Source organism: Curtobacterium sp. MCBD17_034 (assembly GCF_003234515.1).
Classification (GTDB): Bacteria; Actinomycetota; Actinomycetes; order Actinomycetales; family Microbacteriaceae; genus Curtobacterium.
Window position 1 is genome coordinate 611,685 of record NZ_QKTN01000001.1, and the last position, 21,644, is coordinate 633,328.

Here is a 21,644-nt window from a genome sequence, read left to right on the forward strand (position 1 = left end):
GTCCGGGACCGACCCGAGCGGGCCTCCCGTCCGCCGACTACGGTCTGGGACAGCCGATCCGAGGGAGCGTCATGCGGGAGATCCGTGCACTGCAGAGTCTGACCAGCGCGATCGAGCACGCGAGCGTGCTCGACAAGCTCATCGACGTCGACGTGAAGGCCGTCAAGGCCCTCGTCCAGCCCGACGCCCTGAAGCAGCTGCTGCACGGCGTGCCGTTCGGGCACCCGCTGCACCCGCTCATGGTCCAGGTACCCCTCGGCGCGTGGCTGTCCTCGGCCCTGCTCGACCTGCTGCCGGGAACGCACCGGTCGTCCCGAACGCTCGTCGGCGTCGGCGTGGTGTCGGCCGGCGTCGCGACCACGGCCGGGCTCACCGACTGGTCGGAGCTCGACCGCGAGCAGCAGCGCACGGGGTACGTGCACGCCGTGGTGAACGGCACCGCGATGACGCTCTACGGGCTGTCGTGGTGGCAGCGGAAGCGCGGGAACCACCTGCGCGGCAAGGTCCTCGGCATGCTCGGACTCGTGGTCGTGTCCGGCGGCGGCTACCTCGGTGGGCACCTGTCCTACCGCCAGCGCGCGGGCGTGAGCGACCACGGCGAGGTGCCGTTCGAGCGTCCTCCCGTCGGCGCCTGAGACCGCTGCAGGGTGCCACCGGCGGGACTGGTCGCACACGGCCGGACGCGGTAGTGTCCGGGGGTCTCCGGCGTCAGGGGTGGCGCCGGGGTGGAGATGCCGGGGTGGCATCGGCGGGAGGCGGGCGTCCGACTGGGCGCCGCCTCCCGTTCCCACTCCGAGGGGGTGTCCGGCCACACGGCACCGCGTGTCCAGGCGCCGTCGGTACCGTGCGGGCATGACGATGACCGCCACCGCCCGCACCGACGGTCCGAGCGGGGTCGGCGGCCTCACGGGGTTCGTGCTCGAGGTGGTCGACCGCCTGGGCGAGTGGGGCGTCGGACTCCTGCTGTTCGCGGAGACCGTGTTCCCGCCGATCCCGAGCGAGGTCATCCTGCCCCTCGCCGGGTTCCTCGCCGGCGCGGGAGCGATGGACCTGGCGCTCGTCCTCGTCGCGGCGACCATCGGCTCGTGGCTCGGGGCGCTCGCCCTCTACGCGCTCGGGGCCCGGGTCGGCCTCGAGCGCTCGATCGGGTGGGCCGCGCGGTTGCCGCTCGTCGACGAGGACGACCTGCGTCGCGCCGCGCACTGGTTCGACCGGCACGGAGCGGCGGCGGTGTTCCTCGGGCGGCTCGTGCCCGGCGTGCGGAGCCTCGTCTCGCTGCCGGCCGGCGCCGGGCGGATGCACCTCGTGACGTTCTCGGTGTGCACCGTGCTCGGCAGCGTCGTGTGGAACACGGCGCTCGTCCTCGCGGGCGCGGCGCTCGGCTCGCGGTGGGAGCTGCTCGAGGGCTGGTCCGCGTGGATCGACCGCGGTGTGTACGCCGCGCTCGTGGCCGTCGTCGCCGTGTTCGTCGTGCGGCGCGTCCGGCGTCGGGGGCGGGAGCGCCGGCAGCGGGGCTGAGCCCCTCGAGCCCGACTGCGCGGCTCGTCGTGCGCGCTCGTCGTGCGCGGGTCGTGCGCGCGCGGACGACAACTGCGCTCGCGCGAGCACGCGCAGTTGTCGTCGACGCGCGCAGGTGCCGCCGGGATCACCGGTACGGCCGGGGAACTGCCCTCAGGACCGGAGCGCCGACTCCTTGTGCGCGGCCTTCTTGCCGGACTTGGCCGACTCGACGATCCAGTACGGGTCGTCGTCGGTGGGCTTGAAGTCCTGCCCGTCGAACGTGAAGTCCTTCGTCTTCTTCTCGCGCGCGGTGCCGGTCGTCTCGCCCTGCGAGGTGTTCCAGTGCACCTCGTCGCCCTCGTGGATCGCCATGCGCTGGACCGTACCCGGCGACCTGCGAGGACGTGCAGCGCTCGCGGTACATCCACCGGTCACAAGTGGATAACACGGCATGCGCGCCGGAGGTGCACGCGTAGCGTGGAAGGTGCGTCGCCCACCCAGCGACGCGCTGCGCACCCCCGGCGCCCCGAGAGGATCGACGAACCCGAATGAGTCTGGTCTCCAGCACGGTGACGGCCGACACCGTCCTCGCCGGGCGATACCGGCTGACGGAGGTGATCGGCACCGGCGGCATGGGGACCGTGTACCGCGCCCGTGACGAGCACACCTACCGCGACGTCGCCATCAAGCTGTTCGCGACGCCCCAGTCGATGACGCACGCGGACCGGGTCCGCCAGGAGCGCGAGATCCGGCTGCTGAGCATGTTGAGCCACCCCGGACTCATCCCGCTGTACGACGCCGGGACCCACGAACTCGTCGACGGGCCCCACCGGTTCATCGTCATGGAGCTCATCTCCGACCCGACGCTCCTGCGCCGCCTCGCCGACGGACCCCTGCACAACTACGAGGTCGCCTCGCTCGGGGCGCAGCTCGCCGACGCCCTGGCGTACGTGCACGCCCGCGGCATCGTGCACCGGGACGTCAAGCCGGCGAACATCCTCATCAACGACGAGGGGTCCGCCGGGTTCGCCCGCACCGTCAAGCTCACCGACTTCGGCGTCGCCCACTTCGTCGACGGCTCCCGCCTGACCGGCGACGGCACGATCATCGGTACCGCCGCGTACCTCAGCCCCGAGCAGGTCGCGGGCGAGTCCATCACGTTCGCGACCGACGTGTACTCCCTCGGCCTGGTGCTCCTCGAGGCCCTCACCGGCAAGCAGGAGTACTCGGGCACGGTCATCGAGGCCGCCCTCGCCCGGTTGCAGCACGACCCCGAGATCCCCGAGACGGTCGGCAGCGAGTGGCGTGACCTCCTCGTTGCGATGACGTCGCGTGAACCCGAGGAGCGGCCGAGCGCCGTCACCGTCGCCCGCGTCCTGCGTGGAGGCGCGTCCCGCGTCACGGGACCGGTCCCGCTCGGCCGGACCCGGGTCTCCCGTTCGTCGCACCGTGCCGAGCACCGGCTGCACCGCGCCGCACACCGGCACACCCGCCGGGGCACGTTCGACGCGGTGCGGCGGTGGCGCCGCCGGAACACGATCGTCGGCAGCCTGGCCGGCATCGGCGTCGTCGCGGCCTGTTTCGGGTCGTACCTGCTCGGCGCTGCCGTGCACTAGACGACGCCGAGGGTGCACGGCGCGTCGTGCACTCTCGCCCGGCGGGGTCGGCACGGGTCGAGCACCGAGGGCCACGGGAAACGCCCGGGGCGACGCCGACGGACCCGCGGCCGTGACAGCGCAGGTGCGGTCGGGCAGGATCGGAGCATGACCACCGACGCCCTCTGGATCAAGATCTGCGGACTGTCGACCCCCGAGACGGTGGACGCCGCGATCGACGCCGGAGCCGATGCGCTCGGCTTCGTGTTCGCGGCGGGGAGCCCCCGCACGGTCACGGCCGACCAGGCGAAGGAACTCGTCGAGCGGGTGCCGGAGGGCATCGACGCGGTCGGGGTGTTCCGCGACCAGGAGATCGACGAGATCGTCGGGGTCGCCTCGGCGGTGGGGCTCACGACGCTCCAGCTCCACGGCGACGAGACCCCCTCGGACTTCGCGCGCGCACGCGACGCCGGGTTCTTCACGATCCGGGCGGTGGCGGCCCAGGACTACCTCCGCGAGACGCCCGAGCAGCGCGCCGCGTACGACCACGACCTGCTCCTGCTCGACGCAGCGGAACCCGGGGCCGGCAAGCTCGTCGACCCGAGCACGATCGCCGGACGCGTCGACGAGGCGTGGATCCTCGCCGGTGGACTGACGCCCGCGAACGTCCGCGCCGCCGTGCAGCTGTTGGATCCGGACGGCGTGGACGTGTCGAGCGGGGTCGAGTCCTCGCGCGGCGTCAAGGACCCGGCGCGCATCCGGGCGTTCGTCGAGGCCGTCCGCAGCATCGCCTGACCCGCCGCGCGGAGGCGAGGGGCGGGCCGGGGTGTCGCGGGCGCGCGCGGACGACGAGCGGGCGCGCGCCGACGACAACTGCGCCGTCGTCTGCGGGCGCACTCGTCGTCCACGCGCGCACCTGCGCGGCCGGACAGGAGGGACGGGGCCGGGCCGGGCCTCCCGGCCAGCGCATCCGCGGGCCGGCGTCAGACGACGGGCGCGCGGAAGCGGGGGATGAGCTCGTCGAGGTAGTCGGCGGTGTCCGGCCAGCCCGTGACCGCGTGGCAGGGGACGCCGAGCGCCTTGACGGGGTAGTCGTTGCCCTCCGGGTCGAGGCGGTCGCCGACGAACAGCATGTCGTCGAGCGCGATGCCCGTGATCTGCGCGAGTTTCGTCATCCCGTACGCCTTGTCGATGCCCTTGCGGGTGATGTCGATCGACGTGGAGCCGCCCGAGCGGACCTCGAGGTCGGGGAGCTGCGCCTGCACGAGCCGCTTGAGGTGGTCCTTCTTGCTGCCGTCGGGGTCCCACGCCTTCTTCGCGTCGACCGGAGCGGCCTGTCCCAGCGCCGAGAACGTGATCTGCGAGCCGCGGTCCTCGATGATCGGCCCCCAGGTCTCGGTCTCCCACAGGCCGGCCTGCTTCGCCTGGTCCTCGACGGCGGCGATCGCTCGGGTACGCTCGTCCTCGGTCAGGTCCTCGGCGTACTCCAGGTGCCAGTCGGCGTCGAGCCAGCGGTAGTAGCGGGTACCGCAGGTCGGCATGAGGTGCAGGTCGTCGAGGCGGAGGCCGTCGCGGGCCCGGAGCGGGGCGACGAGCTGCTGGTCGAACTGGGCGAACTGGCCGCCGGAGATGACGGCGACGGGGACGGCGTCGAGCAGGCGGGCGAAGGTGTCGAGCATGCGGGGGTCGAGCGGGGACTTCGACGGGGCGAGGGTGTCGTCGAGGTCGAAGGCGACGAGACGGGGTACGGGCATGGCGACCATCCTGGCAGAGGCGCCGGGGCGGCAGGAGGGTCCGCGGGGACGAGGCCGGCCGCGCTGGCCAGGGGTCTCCTGAGGGTCGGTAGGGTGAGCGCGTGCTCATCGTCCTGGCGGGGCTGCCCGGTGTCGGCAAGTCGACGTTCGCGGCGGCGCTCGCGGCCCGGGTCGACGCGGTCGTGCTCGCCGTCGACCTCGTCGAGGACGCACTGCTCGCGGCCGGGCTGCCTGCCGGGTCCACCACGGGTGTCGCCGCCTACGGTGTGGTGGAACGCGTCGCGGAGGCGCAGCTCGCCGTGGGACGATCGGTCGTCGTCGACGCCGTGAACGACGACCCGCGCGCTCGCGAGCAGTGGATCGGGCTCGCCGAACGGTCGGGCGCCGAGACGCACTGGTTCGAGCTCCGGCTCGCGGACCCGGACCGGCACCGCGCCCGTCTGGAGGGCCGGGGTCAGCGCTTCACGCGCCTCCCGGAGCCGGGGTGGGACACCCTGGCTCGGCGTGCGGACGCCCTCGACGGATGGGCGGCGGAGCGCTGGGCGGCGGAGCGCACGGTGCTCGACGCGGCGGAGCCGGTCGAGGCCCTGGTGGCCGCGGCGCTCGGGGCGGTGCGGCCGCCGCGCCCCTGACGGGCCCGCCGGCCGCCCTTGCCGGGGCGCGCCCCGCCTTGCCGGCCCCAGCCCGCCCCCTCGCCGAGATCGCAGAAGATGCCGCTCTGACAGGGGTCGAAGCGGCATCTTCTGCGATCTCGGCGGAACAGGGGGCCGGGGTCCCGGGCCCCGGACCCGGGGTCAGTCGCGCGCGAGCACCAGCTCGTCGAGGGGCAGGCGCGTGCGGGGCGCGAGCTCGCGGGCGGCGGCCTGCTCGTCGAGCTGCGACGGGTCGGCGACCGTCCCGATCGCGGTCACCGTGACGGGCACGAAGCGCTCGGGCAACGCGAACGCGGTGCGGAGGCCGTCGACGTCGATGCCGCCGAGCTGGTGCACGTGCAGCCCCTCGGCGTGCGCCTGGACGGCGAGCGCGGCGATCGCCTGACCGAGGTCGTACTCCGCCCAGCGGCGGGGCTGACCGTCCTCGTCAGCGGTCTCGGCGATCGCGACGACGAGGGCGCTCGCGCGGTGGGCCCACGCCTGGTTGAAGCCCATGAGGTGCTCCATGATCACGTCGAACGTCGGGGTGCCGCGGCGGCCCACCACGAACCGGCGGGGCTGGGTGTTCGACGCGGACGGAGCCCAGCGCGCGGCCTCGAGCAGCGTGGTCACGGTGTCGTCGTCGATCGTCGCCGTCTCGTCGAACGAGCGGGGGCTCCAGCGCTCCTCGAGCAGCGGCACGAGCGGGCGGCTGGAGTCGGTGGAACGGGTCAGCGTGGTGGTGTCGGACGTTGCGGTCATGGTGCCTCCCAACGGTGTTCCATGCGAACGTATTCCCACGGGTGTCGTCGACTCCGACCGGCGCCCGATGTCGGATCAGACGGCCGTCCCTCCGTCGATGCGCTCGATGCCAGGATGGACCCGTGAGCGGAGTGCTGATCGGGTTCGCGATCATCGGCGCCGTGATCGCCACGGGGTACCTCGTCGGACGGCTCGGGGTCCTCGGCCCGCACGCGCAGTTCGTCATGAGCCGGCTCGTGTTCTTCGTCCTGACCCCGTGCCTGCTGTTCCACACGATCGCGACGGCGGACATCCACGTGCTGCTGTCCGAGATGCTCGTGGTGTCGCTCGTGACCGCGCTCGTCGTCGCGCTCGGGACCGCCGCCGTGTTCCGGTTCGTGCTGCGCCGCGACCTCGCCCAGACCACGGTCGGGGCGCTCGCCGCCGGGTACGTCAACTCGAACAACATCGGCCTGCCCGTCGCCGTCTACGTGCTCGGCCATCCGGCGTACGTGGTGCCGGTCATCCTGCTGCAGCTCGTCGTGCTCGCGCCGATCGCGCTGACGATCCTCGACACGGCGACGTCCTCGGGCGGGGGCCTGCGGCGGCGGATCCTCGGACCGGTGAGCAACCCGCTCATCATCGCGTCCCTCCTCGGCCTGGTCGTGTCGCTGACCGGCGTGCGGATCCCCGACCCGGTGATGGAGCCGTTCTCGCTCGTCGGCGCGGCCGCGGTACCCGTCGTCCTGCTGTCGTTCGGGATGAGCCTGCACGGCAACGCGCCCTTCCGTGACCCGGACACCCGGGTGGACGTGGTCGTGGCGAGTGCGCTCAAGCTGTTCGTGATGCCGGTGCTCGCCTACGTCATCGCGCGCTTCGTGTTCCACGTGTCGCACGAGCACCTGTTCGTCCTGACGGTGCTCGCCGGGTTGCCGACGGCGCAGAACGTCTTCAACTACGCGCAGCGGTACGACGCGGCCGTGCCCGTCGCGCGGGACGTCGTGCTCGTGTCGACGATCGGCGCGGTGCCCGTCCTCGTCGTCGTGGCGGCGCTGCTGCACTGACGCCACCGCCGGCCGGGAGGCGCGGGACCGGCCCGCCCCGGCCCTCCCGTCCGGCGGATGCCGCGTCAGAAGATCATCGGGCGGTCGTCGTCGAGGCTCGTGTCGAGGTCGAGGTCGACGCTCACCGGCACGTGGTCGCTCGGGGCGTCGCCCTTGCGCTCGTTGCGGTGGATGGCGGCTGCCGTGACGACCTCGGCGAATGCGGGGGACCCCATGACGAAGTCGATGCGCATGCCCTCGTTCCGCGGGAACCGCAGCTGCTTGTAGTCCCAGTAGGTGTACCCGGTGGGCACGAGCGGCCGGACGACGTCGGTCAGCCCGATGCCCTCGAACGCGCGGAACGCGGCCCGCTCCGGCTCGGACACGTGCGTGTGGCCCTCGAACAGCGCGCGGTCCCAGACGTCCTCGTCGAAGGGGGCGACGTTCCAGTCGCCCATGAGCGCGAGCGGCTGGTCCGGAGTGGCGGCGATCCACTCCTCGGTGCGGGCCGCCAGCCGCGCGAGCCAGTCGAGCTTGTACGTGTAGTGGGGGTCGCCGACCGCGCGGCCGTTCGGCACGTACAGGCTCCACAGCCGCACGCCGTCGACCGTCACACCCATCGCGCGGGCCTCCACGGGGACGTCGTCGCCCTCGTGCCCCTTGAGGAACCCGGGCTGCGTCGGGAAGTCGCGCGTCACGTCCTCCATCGGCAGCCGGCTGGCGAACGCGACGCCGTTCCACTGGTTCAGGCCGTGGGCCTCGACGGTGTAGCCCGCGGCCTCGAACAGGTCGACCGGGAACTGCTCGGGCTTGCACTTGATCTCCTGCATGCCGAGCACGTCGACGTCCTCACGCACGAGCCAGTCGACCACACGGGAGGCGCGGGATCGGATCGAGTTGACGTTCCACGAGGCGACACGCATGGTGACGAACCTACCGGCCGCCCCCGACGCCCGGCGGTCCCTGGGGGTCTCCCGACCGGGGCGGTCGGCCCCGCACCGCAGGGTGTTGGTTGGACGGCAGACCCGGCGCCCGCGGCGCACGGTCGCAGGACCTCCATCACGACATCGACGACGGGAGCGGACATGGCAACCACCACGAACGGCGCGGGCGGAGCGGCGACCCCCGGCCGCGCGGGCACGACCGGCGCGAGCACGACGCGGGTGACGACAGCGCGCACGACGGCCGGCGGGTCCTCGCGCGTCGACGGTTCGAGCGCGGTCGTCGCGGACCCCACCACGACCACCGAGGTCACGACGCACGGCCGGACCGTCATCGACGACGCGGTCGTCGCGAAGGTGGCCGGGATCGCGGCGCGCGAGGTCCCCGGCGTCTTCGCCCTCGGCGGCAACACCGCCCGCGCGTTCGGGGCCATCCGCGACGCCATCGGCTCGAGCGACCTCGGGCAGGGCGTCCGCGTCGAGGTCGGCGAGACCCAGGTCGCGGTGGACCTCACCATCGTGGTCGAGTACCCGATGCCGATGATGGAGGTCGCACAGGACGTCCGCTCGGCCGTCACCGCCGCCCTGACCACGCTCGTCGGCCTCGAGGTCACCGAGGTCAACGTCGCGATCAACGACGTCAACATCCCCGCGTTGAACGGCGAACCGACCGAGGCGCGGGTCCAGTGAACGCCACGGTGGTCGGCATGGGCGCCGGCGCGGTCCTCGCGATCGTGGCCGTGACGCTCGGGTTCTGGGCGTTCGTCGTGGTCGCGGTGTTCATGGCCGTCGGCGCCCTGGTCGGACGGCTCGTCAGCGGCGACATCGACGTCCGCCGGCTCGCCGACGTCCTGCGTGGACGCCGGAGTTCGTCGTGACGAGTGAGCCGAACGGGCCGGCCGGGTCGGTCGCGTCGGTCGGGTCGGTCGGGTCGGTCGCGTCGGCAGCCTCGGTCGGGTCGGCCGGGAGGCCCGTCCCCGGCTGGGACCGCATCGCCGCGCCCGCCCTCGTCCACACCGCGCAGGCCGCCGCCGCCGAGGCCCTGCACGTGCCCGTCCGCGAGGTCCGCGCGCGCGTCGCCGACGACGGCCGCGGTGCCCTGGCGATCGAGGTCCGCGGACCGCTCGCGCTGCCACAGCTCGGCTCGCACCGGGTGCCCGACGAGCCGGTCCTCGCCCGCACGCACCGCGCCCGCGGCGTCATCGCCGAACGGGTGCACACCGTGACCGGGCGCCACGTGTCCCGTGTGTCCGTGGTGTTCACGTCGTCGATCGTCGAGGTCCCGGGGCGGGTCCGATGAGCATGGAGACCGGCGACCGCGCCGGCTCGCCCGACGGTCCCCACGGTCCCGACGGTCCCGACGCCTCCCACGGCAGCGGATCGCGCCACGGTCTCGCCACCCCGCCCGGCTTCGGCGACCCCCGCGACCGGTCCACCGACGACCCCGCCGAGCACGACCGCGTGCACCATCGGCTCCTGCGGCGCGAGACGCACGTCTCCCGGTCCGTCGCCGTCTCCGTCACCATGGTCTGCGTCGTCCTCGTGGCCGCCGCCGTGGCGCTCGCCGCGGTCCTCGTCCTGCTCCACGAACGCCTCGCGGGGTTCGAACCGCGCACCGTCGTCGACGCGGCCATCGCAGCTCCGGCCGGGACGGTCCTCCCGGTCCTGGACGTGGTGGGCGGGCTCGTGGCGTTCCTCGGGCTCGTGCTCGTGCTGCTCGGTGTGCTGCCGAAGCGGCGCGCGCGGCACACGATGCCGTCACAGCGGCTCGCCGTCGTCGTCGACGACGAGGTGCTGGCCTCCGCCACCGCGCGCGCCGCCCGCAGCGTCACGCGCCTCGGCCCGGAGGGCGCGGTCGGCACCGTCGGGCGCCGAACCGCCGAGGTCGTGCTGCGGCCCGCCGCCGGCGTCGACGTCCCCGTCGTCGCCGTGACCGAGGCCGTGCGCGCCGAGGTCGACACGATCGACCCCACACCCGCGATCAGCGTGCGGGTGCGTGTGCAACCGGCCGGGAGGGTCGACGGATGACCGCGAGCAACCGCACCCTCGGCCGCGTGCTGCTCGTCCTCGTCGGCCTGGTGCTCCTGGCCGGTGGGCTCGCCGTGGTCGCGCTCGGCACCGTGCCGGGTGCCGCACGGACGTGGCACCGCATCGCGCCGGGCGCCCTCGCCGGGTTCGGCTCCGGTGCCGACCGTCCGGCGTCGGTCACGGCGTGGTCCATCGCGCTCGGTGTGGCCCTGCTCGTCGCGGTCCTCGCGCTCGTGGTGCTCGCCACCCGCGGTGGCGGTCGGGTCGCCACGGTGGTCGAGGACGAGGGCACCGCCGCCCCCGTCGACGGCCTCGTGACCATCGACTCCACCGCGGTGCAGCACGCGCTGTCCTCGGCCATCGGTGCGCTGCCCGAGGTCCACTCGCTCGCCGTGGACGTCTACCGCGTCCGGGGCGCCCGTGCCGTTCGGATCCGGGTCCGGCCCCGGCAGGGTTCGGCGCCGCGAGATCTCACGACGCGGATCGAGGACGTCGTCGGCGACCTCGACGCCGTGCTCGGGATGCGGCTGCCGGTCCTGCTGCACATCGCACGCGGGGGTGCGGCGGGGCAGCCGGTTCGGGTGCACTGAGGGGCGGCTGGCCGGGGGTGCGTCGGCCGGGGGTCCTGTCGCACCGGGTCCTTCCGGTCGAACCGCGGCATGTGGGTGTTCGAACGGAAGGACGCGGTTCGACGTGCGCCGGGCGCCGCTCAGTCGCGCGGCAGCGCCCCGTCGCCGAGGTTCCACAGCGCCCGGTACCACCGGGTGCGCTCGGGGTCGGGCGCGATGCCGTACGCGTCGAGGAACAGGGACTCCCACCCGTCGCCGAAGTTCCATCCGAGGGCCATGGTCGCCACGGCGATGTCCGCCCACCGATCCGCGATGCCGAGGGTGTCGAGGTCGACGTGGCCGACCCACTGCCCGTCCTCGCCCACGATCGTGTTCGGGGTGCACGGGTCTCCGTGGCACACCACGATCCGGTCCGGCTCCGGACGGGGACCGAGCGCCGCCACCGTGTCGTCGTCGGCACCAGAGCGGGCGATGCGCTGCGTGACCGACCACTCGAACGGACAGTCGGCCACCGGGAGGGCGTCGTGCAGGGCGCGGAGTCCATGGCCGGCGGCGATCACCGCGGGCCGGGGATCGGCCTGGAACCGAGGGTCGACCGCACTCCGACCCGGGAGCGCGACCGTCCGGAGCCAGCGGCCGTCCGGGTCCTCGCCGTGGTCGACCACGCGCGGCACCGGCGTGTACGACCCCGCCCACGAGAGCCGCGCGATCTCACCGAGCAGGTCGAGTCGCACACCGTGGGGTGCCCACTTGACGTACTCGGCCGCGGGCCCCTCGCCGAGCCGGAACGTGCGGCCGTCGAGGTCGTTGCGCCACACCGCGGTGATCGCCCGTCCGGCGGCCAGGGCCGAGACGCACTCGGGGACGTCGACGTGGCCCTGGGGGAGTCCGGCGATCGGCAGCACGGACCGATCCTCGTCGCTCTGGGCGGGCGACGCCAGCGCACCGGTCGAGGTCTACCCGCCGAACCCGCGCTCCTCGATGAACTCCTGTGCGGTCGAGACGACGTCGTGACGTAACGTCGCGGCGCCCGGTGTGCCGGCGTAGTCGTAGATGTCGTAGCCGGGGCAGTGCACGATCGCCGAGGGATCGCCGAGGGCGTCCTGCACCGGGGTGGTCCAGACGTCCTGCGACCCGATGACGACGTAGGTCGGACGGGCGTCGCGGTAGGCGGCGAGGTCCACGAGCCACGGGTAGGTCGTGAAGTCGTCGCGGACCTGGAGCAGTCGAACGCCTTCGTCCCCGTACGCGGCGAGCGGTCGGACCGTCCAGAACTGTCCGACGCCGACGACCCCGCGACCGCCGACCCACCGGTCCAGGCACGAGGCGGGCGCGTAGGAGGCGGTGACCACGGCCTCCACGGTCGACGGCGCGACCGCCCCGCCCACCGCGAGCAGCGCGACGGTGGCGGCCACGGCGATCAGACGGAGTCCGCGACTAGCGGTGTGGAGGCGCGTTCGCCGGATCGCCGTCCGGGCCAGCTCCGCGACCGCGACGAGCCCGATGAGCGGCGCGGTGACGATCGGCTCGAGGTAGCGCGGCGTGGACGAGCCCGCGAGCACGACGCCGACGGAGACGGCGACGACGGTCACCATGCCGAGCGCCGACGCCACGAGCACCGTCCGGGAGCTCCGGACGCGCCAGGCCCACACCGTGCCGCCGAGGGAGGCGAGGAACAGCACGAGCAGCAGCACGAGCTCGACCTCGCCGAGGCCCGCGCCGGCGCGCTCGTCCGTCAGCGCCGCGAAGTACGAGAGCGTCGTGCCCGCGCCACCCGGGTGGATGTACGTCGACGGGTCGAGCGACACGAACGGCGCGAGCGGGATCCGGAGCAGGTACCCCAGCGCGGACCCACCGGCCAGCGCGACGCCGAGCCCCGACACCACACGCCAGGGCAGACGCCGGGCCAGGGCGAGCAACCCCACCGTCACGATCACGGGCGCCGCGGACCACGGCACGTACAGCGGGTCCGACGCCGTGCTGGACGCCGCCACGAGCGTCGTGACGGCCAACGCGACCCACGACGTGCGCGGCACCGGCAGGGAGGCCGTGCGCACCACCCGCAATGCCAGCGCGGCCGTGCCGAGCATCGCGAGCACCGCGCCGTAGTAGTACGTCGTCGTCAGGAGGAGCGACGCGAGTTCGAGACTCGACGCCGTCCCGGAGGACTCCGTGAGGACGAGCAACGTCACGACGCCGAGGGCGCCGACCGCGACGGCGACGCGGACCGCACGGGGCGCCTCGGGCATCACCTGCGCGGCGACCGCCCGCACGAGGACGTACACCGCCACGACCACGAGCAGGCCGTTCAGCGCGAGTGCCTGTTGCGGCGTGGACGTCAACGCGGCGCACGCCAGGTACACCGGGATCTCGGGGAAGAAGAACAGCGTGGGCGACATCGCCCACTCGAACGACTGTCCCAGCCGGAGCGAGCGTTCGACCAGCGGGAGGAGCACCGAGTCGCCGTCGTACCAGAGCAGCCGGACGCGGTCGGTGGCGAGCACGTGCCGGAGTGCGGCGAGCGCGAGCGCGAGGGCCATCGCGGCACCGAGGGCCTCGGCCCCGAGCACACGCAGGAGCGCGCGGGGTCGGGTCGCCTGGGCCATGTCCGGAGCGTACCGGGAGGCGCTGACCCGCCAGGAGCGCTGTCCACAGGCCTCGTCGGTGGGCTGGGATCCCCGAGGGGGAGCGGATACTGTGGTGGATCGTGACCGACGCGCGTAGCCAGCTGATCGCCCACATCCGGGACGAGGCCGTGTTCCACGGCGACTTCACGTTGACCAGCGGCAAGAAGGCGACGTACTACATCGACCTGCGCAAGGTCAGCCTCGACCACCGGGTCGCGCCGCTCATCGGCCAGGTGATGACGGACCTCGTCGCCGAGGTCCCCGACGTCGTCGCGGTCGGCGGACTGACCATGGGCGCCGACCCGATCGCCACCGCGGTGCTGCACCAGGCCGCGGCCCGGGGCCAGGCCTACGACGCGTTCGTCGTCCGCAAGGAGCCGAAGGACCACGGCCGCGGCCGGCAGGTCGAGGGCCCCGACGTGCGGGGCAAGCGCGTCGTCGTGCTCGAGGACACCTCGACCACGGGCGGCTCCCCGCTCAAGGCCGCCGAGGCGCTCGAGCGCGAAGGCGCCATCATCGCCGCCGTCGCCGTCGTGGTCGACCGTGACACCGGCGCGAAGGAAGCCATCGAGCGTGCCGGGTACCCCTACTACGCGGCGATCGGACTGGCCGACCTCGGGCTGGCCCCGTGAGCGGACGTCCCACCGACGGCGAGCCCGAGGAACCGCGTCCGGACGATGCTGTCCGGTCGGATGACGACGCTCGCACCGCCGCGCGCCCCGTCCCGCCGAGTGGTCTCCGCAGCGCGTCGTCGATCTTCGGCGAGGCGAAGCTCCCCGACAACTGGCCGACCCGCCGCGAGCGCCGAGCCGCCGAGCGTGCCGCCGAGTCGGGCGAGGTGACGCCATTGCCGCCGACCGCGCAGGTCCCGCCGGAGCTGCCGCCCGTGGACCCGCCTGCTGCGCCGGAGCCGCCTGCTGCCCCAGAACCGCCTGCTGCGCCGGAGCCGCCCGCTGCACCTGCGACCCCTGCCCGGGCAGTGTCCCACCCGAGCTCCCTGCAGCTGCCCACGGCACGGTCCACTCGGGATCAGCGCGCCGAGGAGATCCGCGCGATCGACGAGGAGCGCCGTCGGGTCGACCCGCACGGCACCGGCCGAGAGGACGTCGACTGGCTCGGCCGAGCGACGGGGGTGGCCCCGAGCCTCCCGTCGGAGCGCGACGACGTGATCCCGCCCGCGGCCGCACCGACGGAGCCGCCCGTCGCGGGTGTCCGCGCCCGGTTGCCCCGCGGCGAGGAGCGGCCGAGCTTCACCGATCTGCTGCGCCTGCCGGGCGACGAGGCAGCGGGCGCCGGAACGTCCGACCACGACTCGCGCTTCGACTGGGCCGCGCTCGGTGGTGCCGACGACGAGGGCACGAACGCCGACCGCGACGCCGATGCCGGTGATGCCGACGGCGCTGACCGTGCTGGTGATGTCGACGCCGAGGCGAGCCGTGCCGCGGTCGTCGACGGACCTGCAGCTGCCCCTGCTGCCTCCGCTGCTCCCGTTCCTGCCGCTGCCGTCCCTGCCCCCGCAGCGGGCTCCCGGCCCACGCGTTGGTCCCTGTCCGACGACGATGCGGGATCGGACGCCGCCGAGGCGGGCTCCGCGCTGACCGCGCAGTCCGCGTACTCCGAGGTCACGGCGGCCATCCCGGCGCAGCACGACGCCCCCGAGGGCGTCCCTGCGGGATCCGACACCGCGGAGCCCGTCGTCGACACGGCAGACGCCGCCGAACGCGACACGGACGACTCCGGCGTCGACACCCCCACCGCTGCGCTGCCCTGGTGGGCGCAGCCCGAGACCGGCCCCGCAGTCGTGCCCGAGAGCCCCTCGCGCGCCGCCGATCCGCTCCCACCCACGGCCGCGCCGCCCCTGGTGTCGCCCGTGGATCCGGCCCACCCCGAGCAGGTCTACCCGGCCCACCTGCCTCCGGCCGTCGGCCAGGACCTCGACGCGTTGCTCGGCACCGACCGCTCGGCGCACGTGCCGGACGACCGCCGTCCCCGTCCCGAGCAAGAGCCGGAGGCGATGGCCTGGGCGCACGAGACCGGCCCCGAGACCGGCCCCGCGGACGTCGTCGAGACCGGACCCGCGGACGTCGTCGACCAGACCGAGTGGGACGGCCGCGAGACCAGTGACACCCGGGCGATCAACGCGCTGTTCGGGACGGGCGCACTCCGCGCCGTCGACGGGGTCGAGGACGACGTTGCCCTCGGCGACGACCACGCCGACTCCGCCGCCGGTCGCGCGGGGGACACGGGCACGCGGATGATGCCCGTCGTCGGTGCTCCCGGTGCTCCTCCGACCGGCGCTCCTGGTGCCGCTCCGGCCGGCGCCGGTCGTTCCTCCGGCTCGGCGCTCCCGGGTCAGAGCGCTCGTGGTGCCGTGCCGGTCGGGCGGGGGGACGGCCGCGGCGACAACCTCCTCAACGAGGGCTTCGGGCGCCTCGCCGCGCAGGGTCGTCGGGGCAAGCAGCTGCTCGTGTACGGCGCGATCGCGATCATCATCGTGTTGCTCGTGCTCGTGTTCCTCGTCGTGCGGTGGATCCTCGGCGGCGACCCGCAGAACCAGCCGGCGCCGGCTCCGTCCTCCACGTCGTCGTCGAAGCCGTCACGGTCGCCGGCAGCGGCGTCGTCCCGGACGGCGTCCTCGACGCCCGCGCCGGCTCCTTCGGCCACGGCGGTGTTCGCCACCACGGCGGCGTCGGTGGGGCAGCACTCGTGGCGCGACCTCGCGGGCGGCGAGTGCCTGTCACCGTACGAGAACGCGTGGGCACAGACCTTCACGGTCGTCGACTGCTCGGCCGCCCACGCTGCGCAGATGACGTTCCGCGGCACGTTGACCCAGTCCAGCTACCCCGGGCCCGACGCATTACGCGGCCAGATGACCGAACTGTGCAGCGCGACCAGTGCGATCGACCTCGGCGCCGCGGCCGCCTACACGGACCTACAGGTCCAGGGCGCCTACCCGGCGGACCAGAGCGAGTGGAACGCGGGCGACCGCTACTACTACTGCTTCACCTCGCGGTCGTCGGGACAGCCACTGACGAGTTCGCTCGCGCCCTCGGCCTGACCGCGGTCGCCGCCGCGCTGCCCCCGCGCGCCGGACGGGAGGCGCGGCACCCGCTCGCACCGACCCTCCGGACGTCCGACACGACGGACGGGAGGCGCGGCACCCGCTGGTACCGCGCCTCCCGTCCTCGTCCGATCGGTCCCGGGTCAGGCGGGCACGGCGGCTGACGCGTCGCTGAGCGCGGCGATCTCGTCGGCCGTCAGCACGAGCTCGGCGGACCGGAGGAGCGCCGGCAGCTGCTCGAGGTTCCGGGCGCTCGCGATCGGCGCGACGACGTCCGGTCGCGTCTGCAGCCAGGCGAGCGCGACCGACGCGATCGGGGCGTCGTGCGCCTCGGCGACCGAGGCGAGGGCGTCGACCACGCGCAACCCCTCGTCCGAGAAGTACCCCTCGAGCTGCCCCTGGCGGTCCTTGCCCGCGATGTCCTCGCGAGTGCGGTACTTGCCCGTCAGGAACCCGGCGGCGAGCGCGAAGTACGGCACGACGCCCAGGTGGGTCTCGTGCACGAACGGTGCGAGCTCGGCTTCGTACGGCTGCCGCTTGACGAGGTTGTAGTGCGGCTGGATCGCGACCGGCTCGGCGAGGCCGTTCTCCTGTGCGATCCGGATCCACTCGCGGGCGCGGTCGACGGAGTAGTTCGAGATCGCGGTGTAGCGGACGATGCCGTCCTTGACGAGCTGGTCGAACGCACGGACGGTCTCCTCGAGCGGGGTGTCCTGGTCGTCGAAGTGCGCGTAGTAGAGGTCGATGCGGTCGGTGCCGAGGCGCTGCAGCGAGGCACGGGCGGCCGCGGCGACGGTGTCCGCTGCGAGGCCCTGGTACTCCGGGTGCTGCGAGCCCTTCGTCGCGATCACGACGTCGTCGCGCTTGCCCGTCGCCGCGAGCCACGATCCGATGACGGTCTCGGACTCACCACCCGAGTTGCCCGGGGCCCACGCCGAGTAGACGTCGGCGGTGTCGATGAAGTTCCCGCCGCCGTCGACGTACGCGCTGAGGACGTCGTGCGAGGTCTGCTCGTCCGCGGTCCAACCGAAGACGTTGCCGCCGAGGGCGAGGGGGAAGACGTGGAGGTCACTGGTGCCGATGCGGGTCATGCCGCGAGGCTATGCCTCGGGCCTCCGAGTCGCTCCGGGACCGGTACGGATCCTCAGCCGACGGAGATCGCGATGAGTCCGCCCACCCCGATCAGGTACAGCACGAGCACGACGAACGAGTCGATCCCCATGCCGATGATCCGCTTCTGTGGCCGGAACACGAGCCCGACCGCGTAGACGAGGGTGAGCAGCGCGGCGATCGCCGTCAGGTAGATGTCGCTCGCGTTCGCCTGCGGCAGCACCGCCTTGCCGCTGATCACGGTCGCGACGAGGAACAGCACCGGCAGGAACGCGTTCCCGCCGAAGATGTCGCTGATCGCCAGGTTGTCGTCGCCCTGCCTGACGGCCTGGAGGCCCGTGGAGATCTCCGGCAGGCTCGTCGCCAGGGCCAGGACGGTCGCGCCGAACAGCACGCCCGACAGGCCGATCTGCCCCGAGGCCGCATCGCCCGCCTGCTCCACCGCGACACCGGCGACGAGCGTCGCCGCGGCCGACACCGCGAAGATGACCGCGGCCTTCGCGGTGCCCATCGGCGGCGGCTTCGGCTTGGAGCGGCGGTGCCCGGTCGCGTGCGGCGAGCTGTCGGGGGCCGTGCCGTTGTCGTGCCACGGCAGGCTCTTGCTCGCCCGCTGGACGAGGAGCAGGCCGACGACCCAGATCGCGGCGATGAGGACCACGTCCGGGGTCAGCCGGGCGAACAGCAGGTTCGACGGCAGCTGGCTCCCCGCGATGACGACCGCGAGCACGGCGACGACGACGATCGCCTCGAGCACGAGTCCGAGCGACGCCGCGCGGTAGGTGATCGGCTTGACGCCCTTCCCGCGCTTGCCGAACGCGTCGATGATCATGATGACGACGGTCTGCAGCGCGATGCCGCCGAGGATGTTCCCGGCCGCGACCTCGATCGAGCCGGAGAACGCGGCGCTCACCGTGATCGCGATCTCGGGCAGGTTCGTCGCGAGGGCGAGCACGATGAGGCCCCCGAGCGCGCTCCCGAGGTGCAGCCGGTCGTCGAGCACGTCGGTGGTCTTCGACAGCTGGATGCCCGCCACCCAGATGACGGCGGACCCCGCCACGAACACGAGCACGAGCAGCCAGAACGGGAGGGACGCCATGGTCCCATCGAACCCTCCGGGAGCCGACGCGGTTCCGGAGCGGCGATGTACGCTCCCTGCAGGGCGCGCCCGGACGCCCGGAGCGGGGGAGCGGCGTGCGCGAACGGTCGACGGAGCGCAGGCGTCCGCGCGTCCCCCCGTCCCTCCTGGTCGGCATCGCGCCGGTCGTGGTGTTCGCGACGATCGAGGTCATCCGTGCCCGGCCTGGTGACGACTACGAGCGGGTCGGCCTGACGATCCCGAGCGTCGTCACCGCCCTGCTCGTGCCCGAGGCGATCGCCGCCGTCGCGCTCGCCCTCGTCGTGACGGGGCTCGGTTGGTGGCGCATCGGCACGATCGACCTGCGTCGCGGAGCCCCCGGATGGGCGGCCGTCGCGCCGATCGTCATCCTCCTCATCGAGGCCGGGAGGCTCGCCACCGTCGCCTGGAACGGCCGCCCCCTCGCCTACTTCTTGTTGCTCGGACTGGCGACGCTGCTCGTCGGGTTCTTCGAGGAGACCATGGCCCGCGGCGTCCTGCTCGTCGGACTCCGTCGTCGCCTGCCGGAACTCTGGGTGTGGATGGTGTCCTCGGCGGTGTTCGGCTGCCTGCACCTGCTCAACGCCCTCGCCGGACAGGGCCTCGGGACCACGATCGAACAGGTGGTGTTCGCGGCCGCGTTCGGGTCCGTGCTGTACATCGCGCGGCGGCTCACCCGGACCCTGCTCGTGCCGATGCTGTTGCACGCGGTCTGGGACTTCGGCGTGATCGGTGCCGGAGCCGCGGGAACGAGTGTGCCGCTGCCCGTCGTCGGGTTCCTCGGGCTGCTGACCTTCGGGATCCTCGTGTTCGGCGTCGTCGCTGCCGCGTTCGTCGCGCTGCACACCGATCGGCCCCGGCGCCTCGCGCAGCGCTGGAAGCACGTTCCACCACGCTCGGCGTTCGAGGTCACGGCGGCCGTCTCACCGCACGCCGCCGATGGGCCGCCGCCGTCGTCGGGTCCGGTGTCCGAGGGGCCGCCGCCGTCGGGTCCGGCGTCCGAGGGGCCGCCGCCGTCGGGTCCGGCGTCCGACGCCGAGCCCGTGGCCCTGGGCTAGCTGTGACGGCCCTCCCCCGGGGCAGGGACGCGGAGGGAACCAACCCGAGCAGCCCCTACATCTCCACTTCGTACGGGGTCTGCGTCACGAGCTCGTGCACGCCCGACAGGATCTCGTTGGGACGGAACGGGTACCGCTCGACCTCGGACATGTCGCTGATGCCGCTCATCACCAGGATGGTGTGCAGCCCGGCCTCGATGCCCGCCACGATGTCGGTGTCCATCCGGTCGCCGATCATCCCCGTGTTCTCGGAGTGCGCCCCGATGCGGTTCATCGCCGAGCGGAACATCATCGGGTTCGGCTTGCCGACCACGTAGGGCTCCTTGCCCGTGGCCTTCGAGATCATCGCAGCGATCGCCCCGGTGGCGGGCAGGACACCCTCGGCGCTCGGACCGGTGGCGTCCGGGTTCGTGACGATGAACCGGGCGCCGTCGCGGATGAGTCGCACGGCCTTCGTGATGGCCTCAAACGAGTAGTTCCGGGTCTCGCCGACGACGACGTAGTCGGGCGCGGTCTCGGTCATGATGAACCCGGCCTCGTGCAGGGCGGTCGTCATGCCGGCCTCGCCGATCACGAACGCGGAACCGCCGGGCATCTGCGACGCGCAGAAGTCGGCCGTCGCCAGCGCCGAGGTCCAGATGCGGTCCTCCGGCACACTCAGACCGGACCGTCGGAGGCGCGCGCTGAGGTCACGCGGCGTGAAGATCGAGTTGTTCGTCAGCACGAGGAACGGCGTCCCGGTGTCGAGCCACTGCTGCACGAGTTCGGGCGCCCCGGGGAGCGCGTGGTTCTCGTGCACGAGCACGCCGTCCATGTCGGTGAGCCACGCCTCGACCTCGTCGCGCGATCCCATGCGTCCCTCTCGTCGGAGTCCGGTCCCGCCGCCCAGCGGGCCGCTTCACCATACCGTCGCAGCCTCAACCACCCGTCGGGCTCACGGCTGCCTGTGGGCGGAGTGCCAGCCCGGCCACCTGGTGAGGGATCGAGCACGCGGACCCGAGCCGCACCTCCCGGCCGCCCGCTCGATACGGGAACGCGCACGGGGACCGGACCCGTGCCTCCCGGCCGCCGTATCCTCGACTGGTGACCGACGACGCCCCGGCACCCGACGTCCCCGTCCGGCCGGGAGGCCCCGCTGCCGTCCCCGACGCAGTGCCGGCGCCCGTCCTCCCGCCGTCGCACGAGCACACCACCCACGGGGTCGGGCCCCACCCCCGACCGTGGCCCGACGACCCACGGCTCGACCCCGAGCTGCTGCAGCACGGTGACACCCGCAACGTCGTCGACGCCTACCGGTACTGGCGGATGGAGGCGATCGTCGCCGACCTCGACACCCGTCGGCACGGGTTCGACGTGGCGATCGAGAACTGGCAGCACGACCTCAACATCGGGTCGATCGTGCGGAGTGCGAACGCGTTCCTCGCCGGCACGGTGCACATCATCGGACGGCGGCGCTGGAACCGACGCGGGGCGATGGTGACCGACCGGTACCAGCACGTGGTGCACCATCCCGACGTGGCGACGTTCCTCGCGGCGATGCGGGACGAGGGGCGACCGGTCGTCGCGATCGACAACCTGCCCGGCGCCGAGTCGATCGAGACCGCGGCCGTGCCCGAGCGGTGCGTGTTCCTGTTCGGGCAGGAGGGGCCGGGGCTCTCGCCCGAGGCCCTCGCCGGCGCGGACCGGTCCCTCGAGATCACGCAGTTCGGGTCGACCCGGAGCATCAACGCCTCGGCCGCGGCGGCGATCGTCATGCACGCGTGGATCGTGCAGCACGGGGTGTTGCCCGGCAGCGAGCGTCGACCGGCGGGCTGACCCGCGGCGCGGGGTTGCACCGCGCGAATGCACGTCGCACCGCTGAATGCCCCGGT

The 21,644-nt window shown here is 73.4% G+C and carries 24 protein-coding genes; 15 read left to right on the forward strand and 9 right to left on the reverse strand.

Going from position 1 to position 21,644, the window contains the following annotated elements:
- Nucleotides 1-71 precede the first annotated feature (71 nt).
- Nucleotides 72-635 carry a DUF2231 domain-containing protein gene (locus DEI92_RS02920; protein ID WP_111009659.1) on the forward strand — a complete coding sequence of 188 codons (564 nt, stop codon included), beginning with the start codon at nt 72-74 and terminating at the stop codon, nt 633-635.
- A 217-nt stretch (nt 636-852) separates the two neighbouring features.
- Entirely contained in the window at nt 853-1,518 is a 666-nt protein-coding gene (locus tag DEI92_RS02925; protein WP_111012258.1) for a DedA family protein, read from the forward strand.
- A gap of 153 nt (nt 1,519-1,671) precedes the next feature.
- Here the strand turns inward: DEI92_RS02925 and DEI92_RS02930 are convergent, their stop codons facing one another.
- Nucleotides 1,672-1,872, reverse strand: coding sequence for a DUF2945 domain-containing protein (locus DEI92_RS02930; RefSeq protein ID WP_111009884.1), 201 nt, complete (start codon nt 1,870-1,872; stop codon nt 1,672-1,674).
- Nucleotides 1,873-2,048: 176 nt separating this feature from the next.
- On the opposite strand from DEI92_RS02930, the gene DEI92_RS02935 reads away from it, so the two are divergent.
- Together DEI92_RS02935 and DEI92_RS02940 are read left to right on the forward strand one after the other, a co-directional pair.
- Nucleotides 2,049-3,116 carry a serine/threonine-protein kinase gene (locus DEI92_RS02935; protein ID WP_111012259.1) on the forward strand — a complete coding sequence of 356 codons (1,068 nt, stop codon included), beginning with the start codon at nt 2,049-2,051 and terminating at the stop codon, nt 3,114-3,116.
- 147 nt (nt 3,117-3,263) lie between these two features.
- Entirely contained in the window at nt 3,264-3,890 is a 627-nt protein-coding gene (locus DEI92_RS02940) for a phosphoribosylanthranilate isomerase (RefSeq protein ID WP_111009656.1), read from the forward strand.
- Between the two features lie 188 nt (nt 3,891-4,078).
- Here DEI92_RS02940 and DEI92_RS02945 read toward each other — a convergent pair whose 3' ends face one another.
- Nucleotides 4,079-4,849, reverse strand: a complete 771-nt coding sequence (locus DEI92_RS02945) for an HAD-IIB family hydrolase (protein ID WP_111012419.1) — start codon at nt 4,847-4,849, stop codon at nt 4,079-4,081.
- A 101-nt stretch (nt 4,850-4,950) separates the two neighbouring features.
- Between DEI92_RS02945 and DEI92_RS02950 the strand changes: the two genes are divergently transcribed.
- The gene (locus tag DEI92_RS02950) at nt 4,951-5,481 is read left to right on the forward strand and encodes an AAA family ATPase (RefSeq protein ID WP_111012260.1); all 531 of its coding nucleotides are present in this window, start codon (nt 4,951-4,953) and stop codon (nt 5,479-5,481) included.
- A 162-nt stretch (nt 5,482-5,643) separates the two neighbouring features.
- On the opposite strand, the gene DEI92_RS02955 is transcribed toward DEI92_RS02950, so the two are convergent.
- Nucleotides 5,644-6,243, reverse strand: coding sequence for a nitroreductase family protein (locus DEI92_RS02955; RefSeq protein WP_111009653.1), 600 nt, complete (start codon nt 6,241-6,243; stop codon nt 5,644-5,646).
- A 122-nt stretch (nt 6,244-6,365) separates the two neighbouring features.
- On the opposite strand from DEI92_RS02955, the gene DEI92_RS02960 reads away from it, so the two are divergent.
- Nucleotides 6,366-7,286, forward strand: coding sequence for an AEC family transporter (locus tag DEI92_RS02960; protein ID WP_111012261.1), 921 nt, complete (start codon nt 6,366-6,368; stop codon nt 7,284-7,286).
- Between the two features lie 65 nt (nt 7,287-7,351).
- On the opposite strand, the gene DEI92_RS02965 is transcribed toward DEI92_RS02960, so the two are convergent.
- Nucleotides 7,352-8,188, reverse strand: coding sequence for an exodeoxyribonuclease III (locus tag DEI92_RS02965; RefSeq protein WP_111012262.1), 837 nt, complete (start codon nt 8,186-8,188; stop codon nt 7,352-7,354).
- 162 nt (nt 8,189-8,350) lie between these two features.
- Here DEI92_RS02965 and DEI92_RS02970 point away from each other — a divergent pair, with 162 nt between their 5' ends.
- Genes DEI92_RS02970 through DEI92_RS02990 form a run of 5 tightly spaced genes read left to right on the forward strand, consistent with a single transcriptional unit; the run spans nt 8,351 to nt 10,824 of the window.
- Complete coding sequence (locus tag DEI92_RS02970; RefSeq protein ID WP_111012263.1) at nt 8,351-8,896, forward strand: Asp23/Gls24 family envelope stress response protein; 546 nt, start codon at nt 8,351-8,353, stop codon at nt 8,894-8,896.
- Nucleotides 8,893-9,084, forward strand: coding sequence for a DUF2273 domain-containing protein (locus DEI92_RS02975; protein ID WP_111009649.1), 192 nt, complete (start codon nt 8,893-8,895; stop codon nt 9,082-9,084). Before DEI92_RS02970 ends, DEI92_RS02975 begins: the two co-directional genes overlap by 4 nt.
- On the forward strand, nt 9,081-9,506 hold the full coding sequence (locus DEI92_RS02980) for a hypothetical protein (RefSeq protein ID WP_111012264.1): 426 nt from the start codon (nt 9,081-9,083) through the stop codon (nt 9,504-9,506). Before DEI92_RS02975 ends, DEI92_RS02980 begins: the two co-directional genes overlap by 4 nt.
- Nucleotides 9,503-10,234: a hypothetical protein gene (locus tag DEI92_RS16430; RefSeq protein WP_181434602.1), complete on the forward strand. Its 732-nt coding sequence runs from the start codon at nt 9,503-9,505 to the stop codon at nt 10,232-10,234. Before DEI92_RS02980 ends, DEI92_RS16430 begins: the two co-directional genes overlap by 4 nt.
- Nucleotides 10,231-10,824, forward strand: a complete 594-nt coding sequence (locus tag DEI92_RS02990) for a hypothetical protein (RefSeq protein ID WP_111012265.1) — start codon at nt 10,231-10,233, stop codon at nt 10,822-10,824. The genes DEI92_RS16430 and DEI92_RS02990 overlap by 4 nt, the downstream gene beginning before the upstream one ends.
- Nucleotides 10,825-10,943: 119 nt before the next feature.
- Here DEI92_RS02990 and DEI92_RS02995 read toward each other — a convergent pair whose 3' ends face one another.
- Nucleotides 10,944-11,708 (reverse strand): aminoglycoside 3'-phosphotransferase, encoded by a 765-nt coding sequence (locus tag DEI92_RS02995; RefSeq protein WP_258369974.1) that lies wholly within the window; start codon nt 11,706-11,708, stop codon nt 10,944-10,946.
- Between the two features lie 51 nt (nt 11,709-11,759).
- Nucleotides 11,760-13,409 carry a hypothetical protein gene (locus tag DEI92_RS03000; RefSeq protein WP_111012266.1) on the reverse strand — a complete coding sequence of 550 codons (1,650 nt, stop codon included), beginning with the start codon at nt 13,407-13,409 and terminating at the stop codon, nt 11,760-11,762.
- Between the two features lie 101 nt (nt 13,410-13,510).
- On the opposite strand from DEI92_RS03000, the gene pyrE reads away from it, so the two are divergent.
- The gene (gene pyrE / locus DEI92_RS03005; RefSeq protein WP_111011661.1) at nt 13,511-14,062 is read left to right on the forward strand and encodes an orotate phosphoribosyltransferase; all 552 of its coding nucleotides are present in this window, start codon (nt 13,511-13,513) and stop codon (nt 14,060-14,062) included.
- Complete coding sequence (locus tag DEI92_RS03010) at nt 14,059-16,488, forward strand: septum formation family protein (protein ID WP_146249087.1); 2,430 nt, start codon at nt 14,059-14,061, stop codon at nt 16,486-16,488. The genes pyrE and DEI92_RS03010 overlap by 4 nt, the downstream gene beginning before the upstream one ends.
- A 146-nt stretch (nt 16,489-16,634) precedes the next feature.
- Here the strand turns inward: DEI92_RS03010 and DEI92_RS03015 are convergent, their stop codons facing one another.
- Together DEI92_RS03015 and DEI92_RS03020 are read right to left on the reverse strand one after the other, a co-directional pair.
- A complete protein-coding gene (locus DEI92_RS03015; protein WP_111012268.1) occupies nt 16,635-17,582 on the reverse strand; it encodes an aldo/keto reductase in 948 nt (315 codons plus the stop codon).
- A gap of 53 nt (nt 17,583-17,635) precedes the next feature.
- The gene (locus DEI92_RS03020) at nt 17,636-18,697 is read right to left on the reverse strand and encodes a sodium:calcium antiporter (RefSeq protein ID WP_111011658.1); all 1,062 of its coding nucleotides are present in this window, start codon (nt 18,695-18,697) and stop codon (nt 17,636-17,638) included.
- Between the two features lie 95 nt (nt 18,698-18,792).
- On the opposite strand from DEI92_RS03020, the gene DEI92_RS03025 reads away from it, so the two are divergent.
- Nucleotides 18,793-19,773 (forward strand): CPBP family intramembrane glutamic endopeptidase, encoded by a 981-nt coding sequence (locus tag DEI92_RS03025; RefSeq protein WP_111012269.1) that lies wholly within the window; start codon nt 18,793-18,795, stop codon nt 19,771-19,773.
- Between the two features lie 55 nt (nt 19,774-19,828).
- Here the strand turns inward: DEI92_RS03025 and DEI92_RS03030 are convergent, their stop codons facing one another.
- A complete protein-coding gene (locus tag DEI92_RS03030) occupies nt 19,829-20,626 on the reverse strand; it encodes an HAD-IIA family hydrolase (protein WP_111012270.1) in 798 nt (265 codons plus the stop codon).
- Nucleotides 20,627-20,925: 299 nt separating this feature from the next.
- Here DEI92_RS03030 and DEI92_RS03035 point away from each other — a divergent pair, with 299 nt between their 5' ends.
- Complete coding sequence (locus DEI92_RS03035) at nt 20,926-21,588, forward strand: TrmH family RNA methyltransferase (RefSeq protein ID WP_111012421.1); 663 nt, start codon at nt 20,926-20,928, stop codon at nt 21,586-21,588.
- Nucleotides 21,589-21,644: the final 56 nt, after the last annotated feature.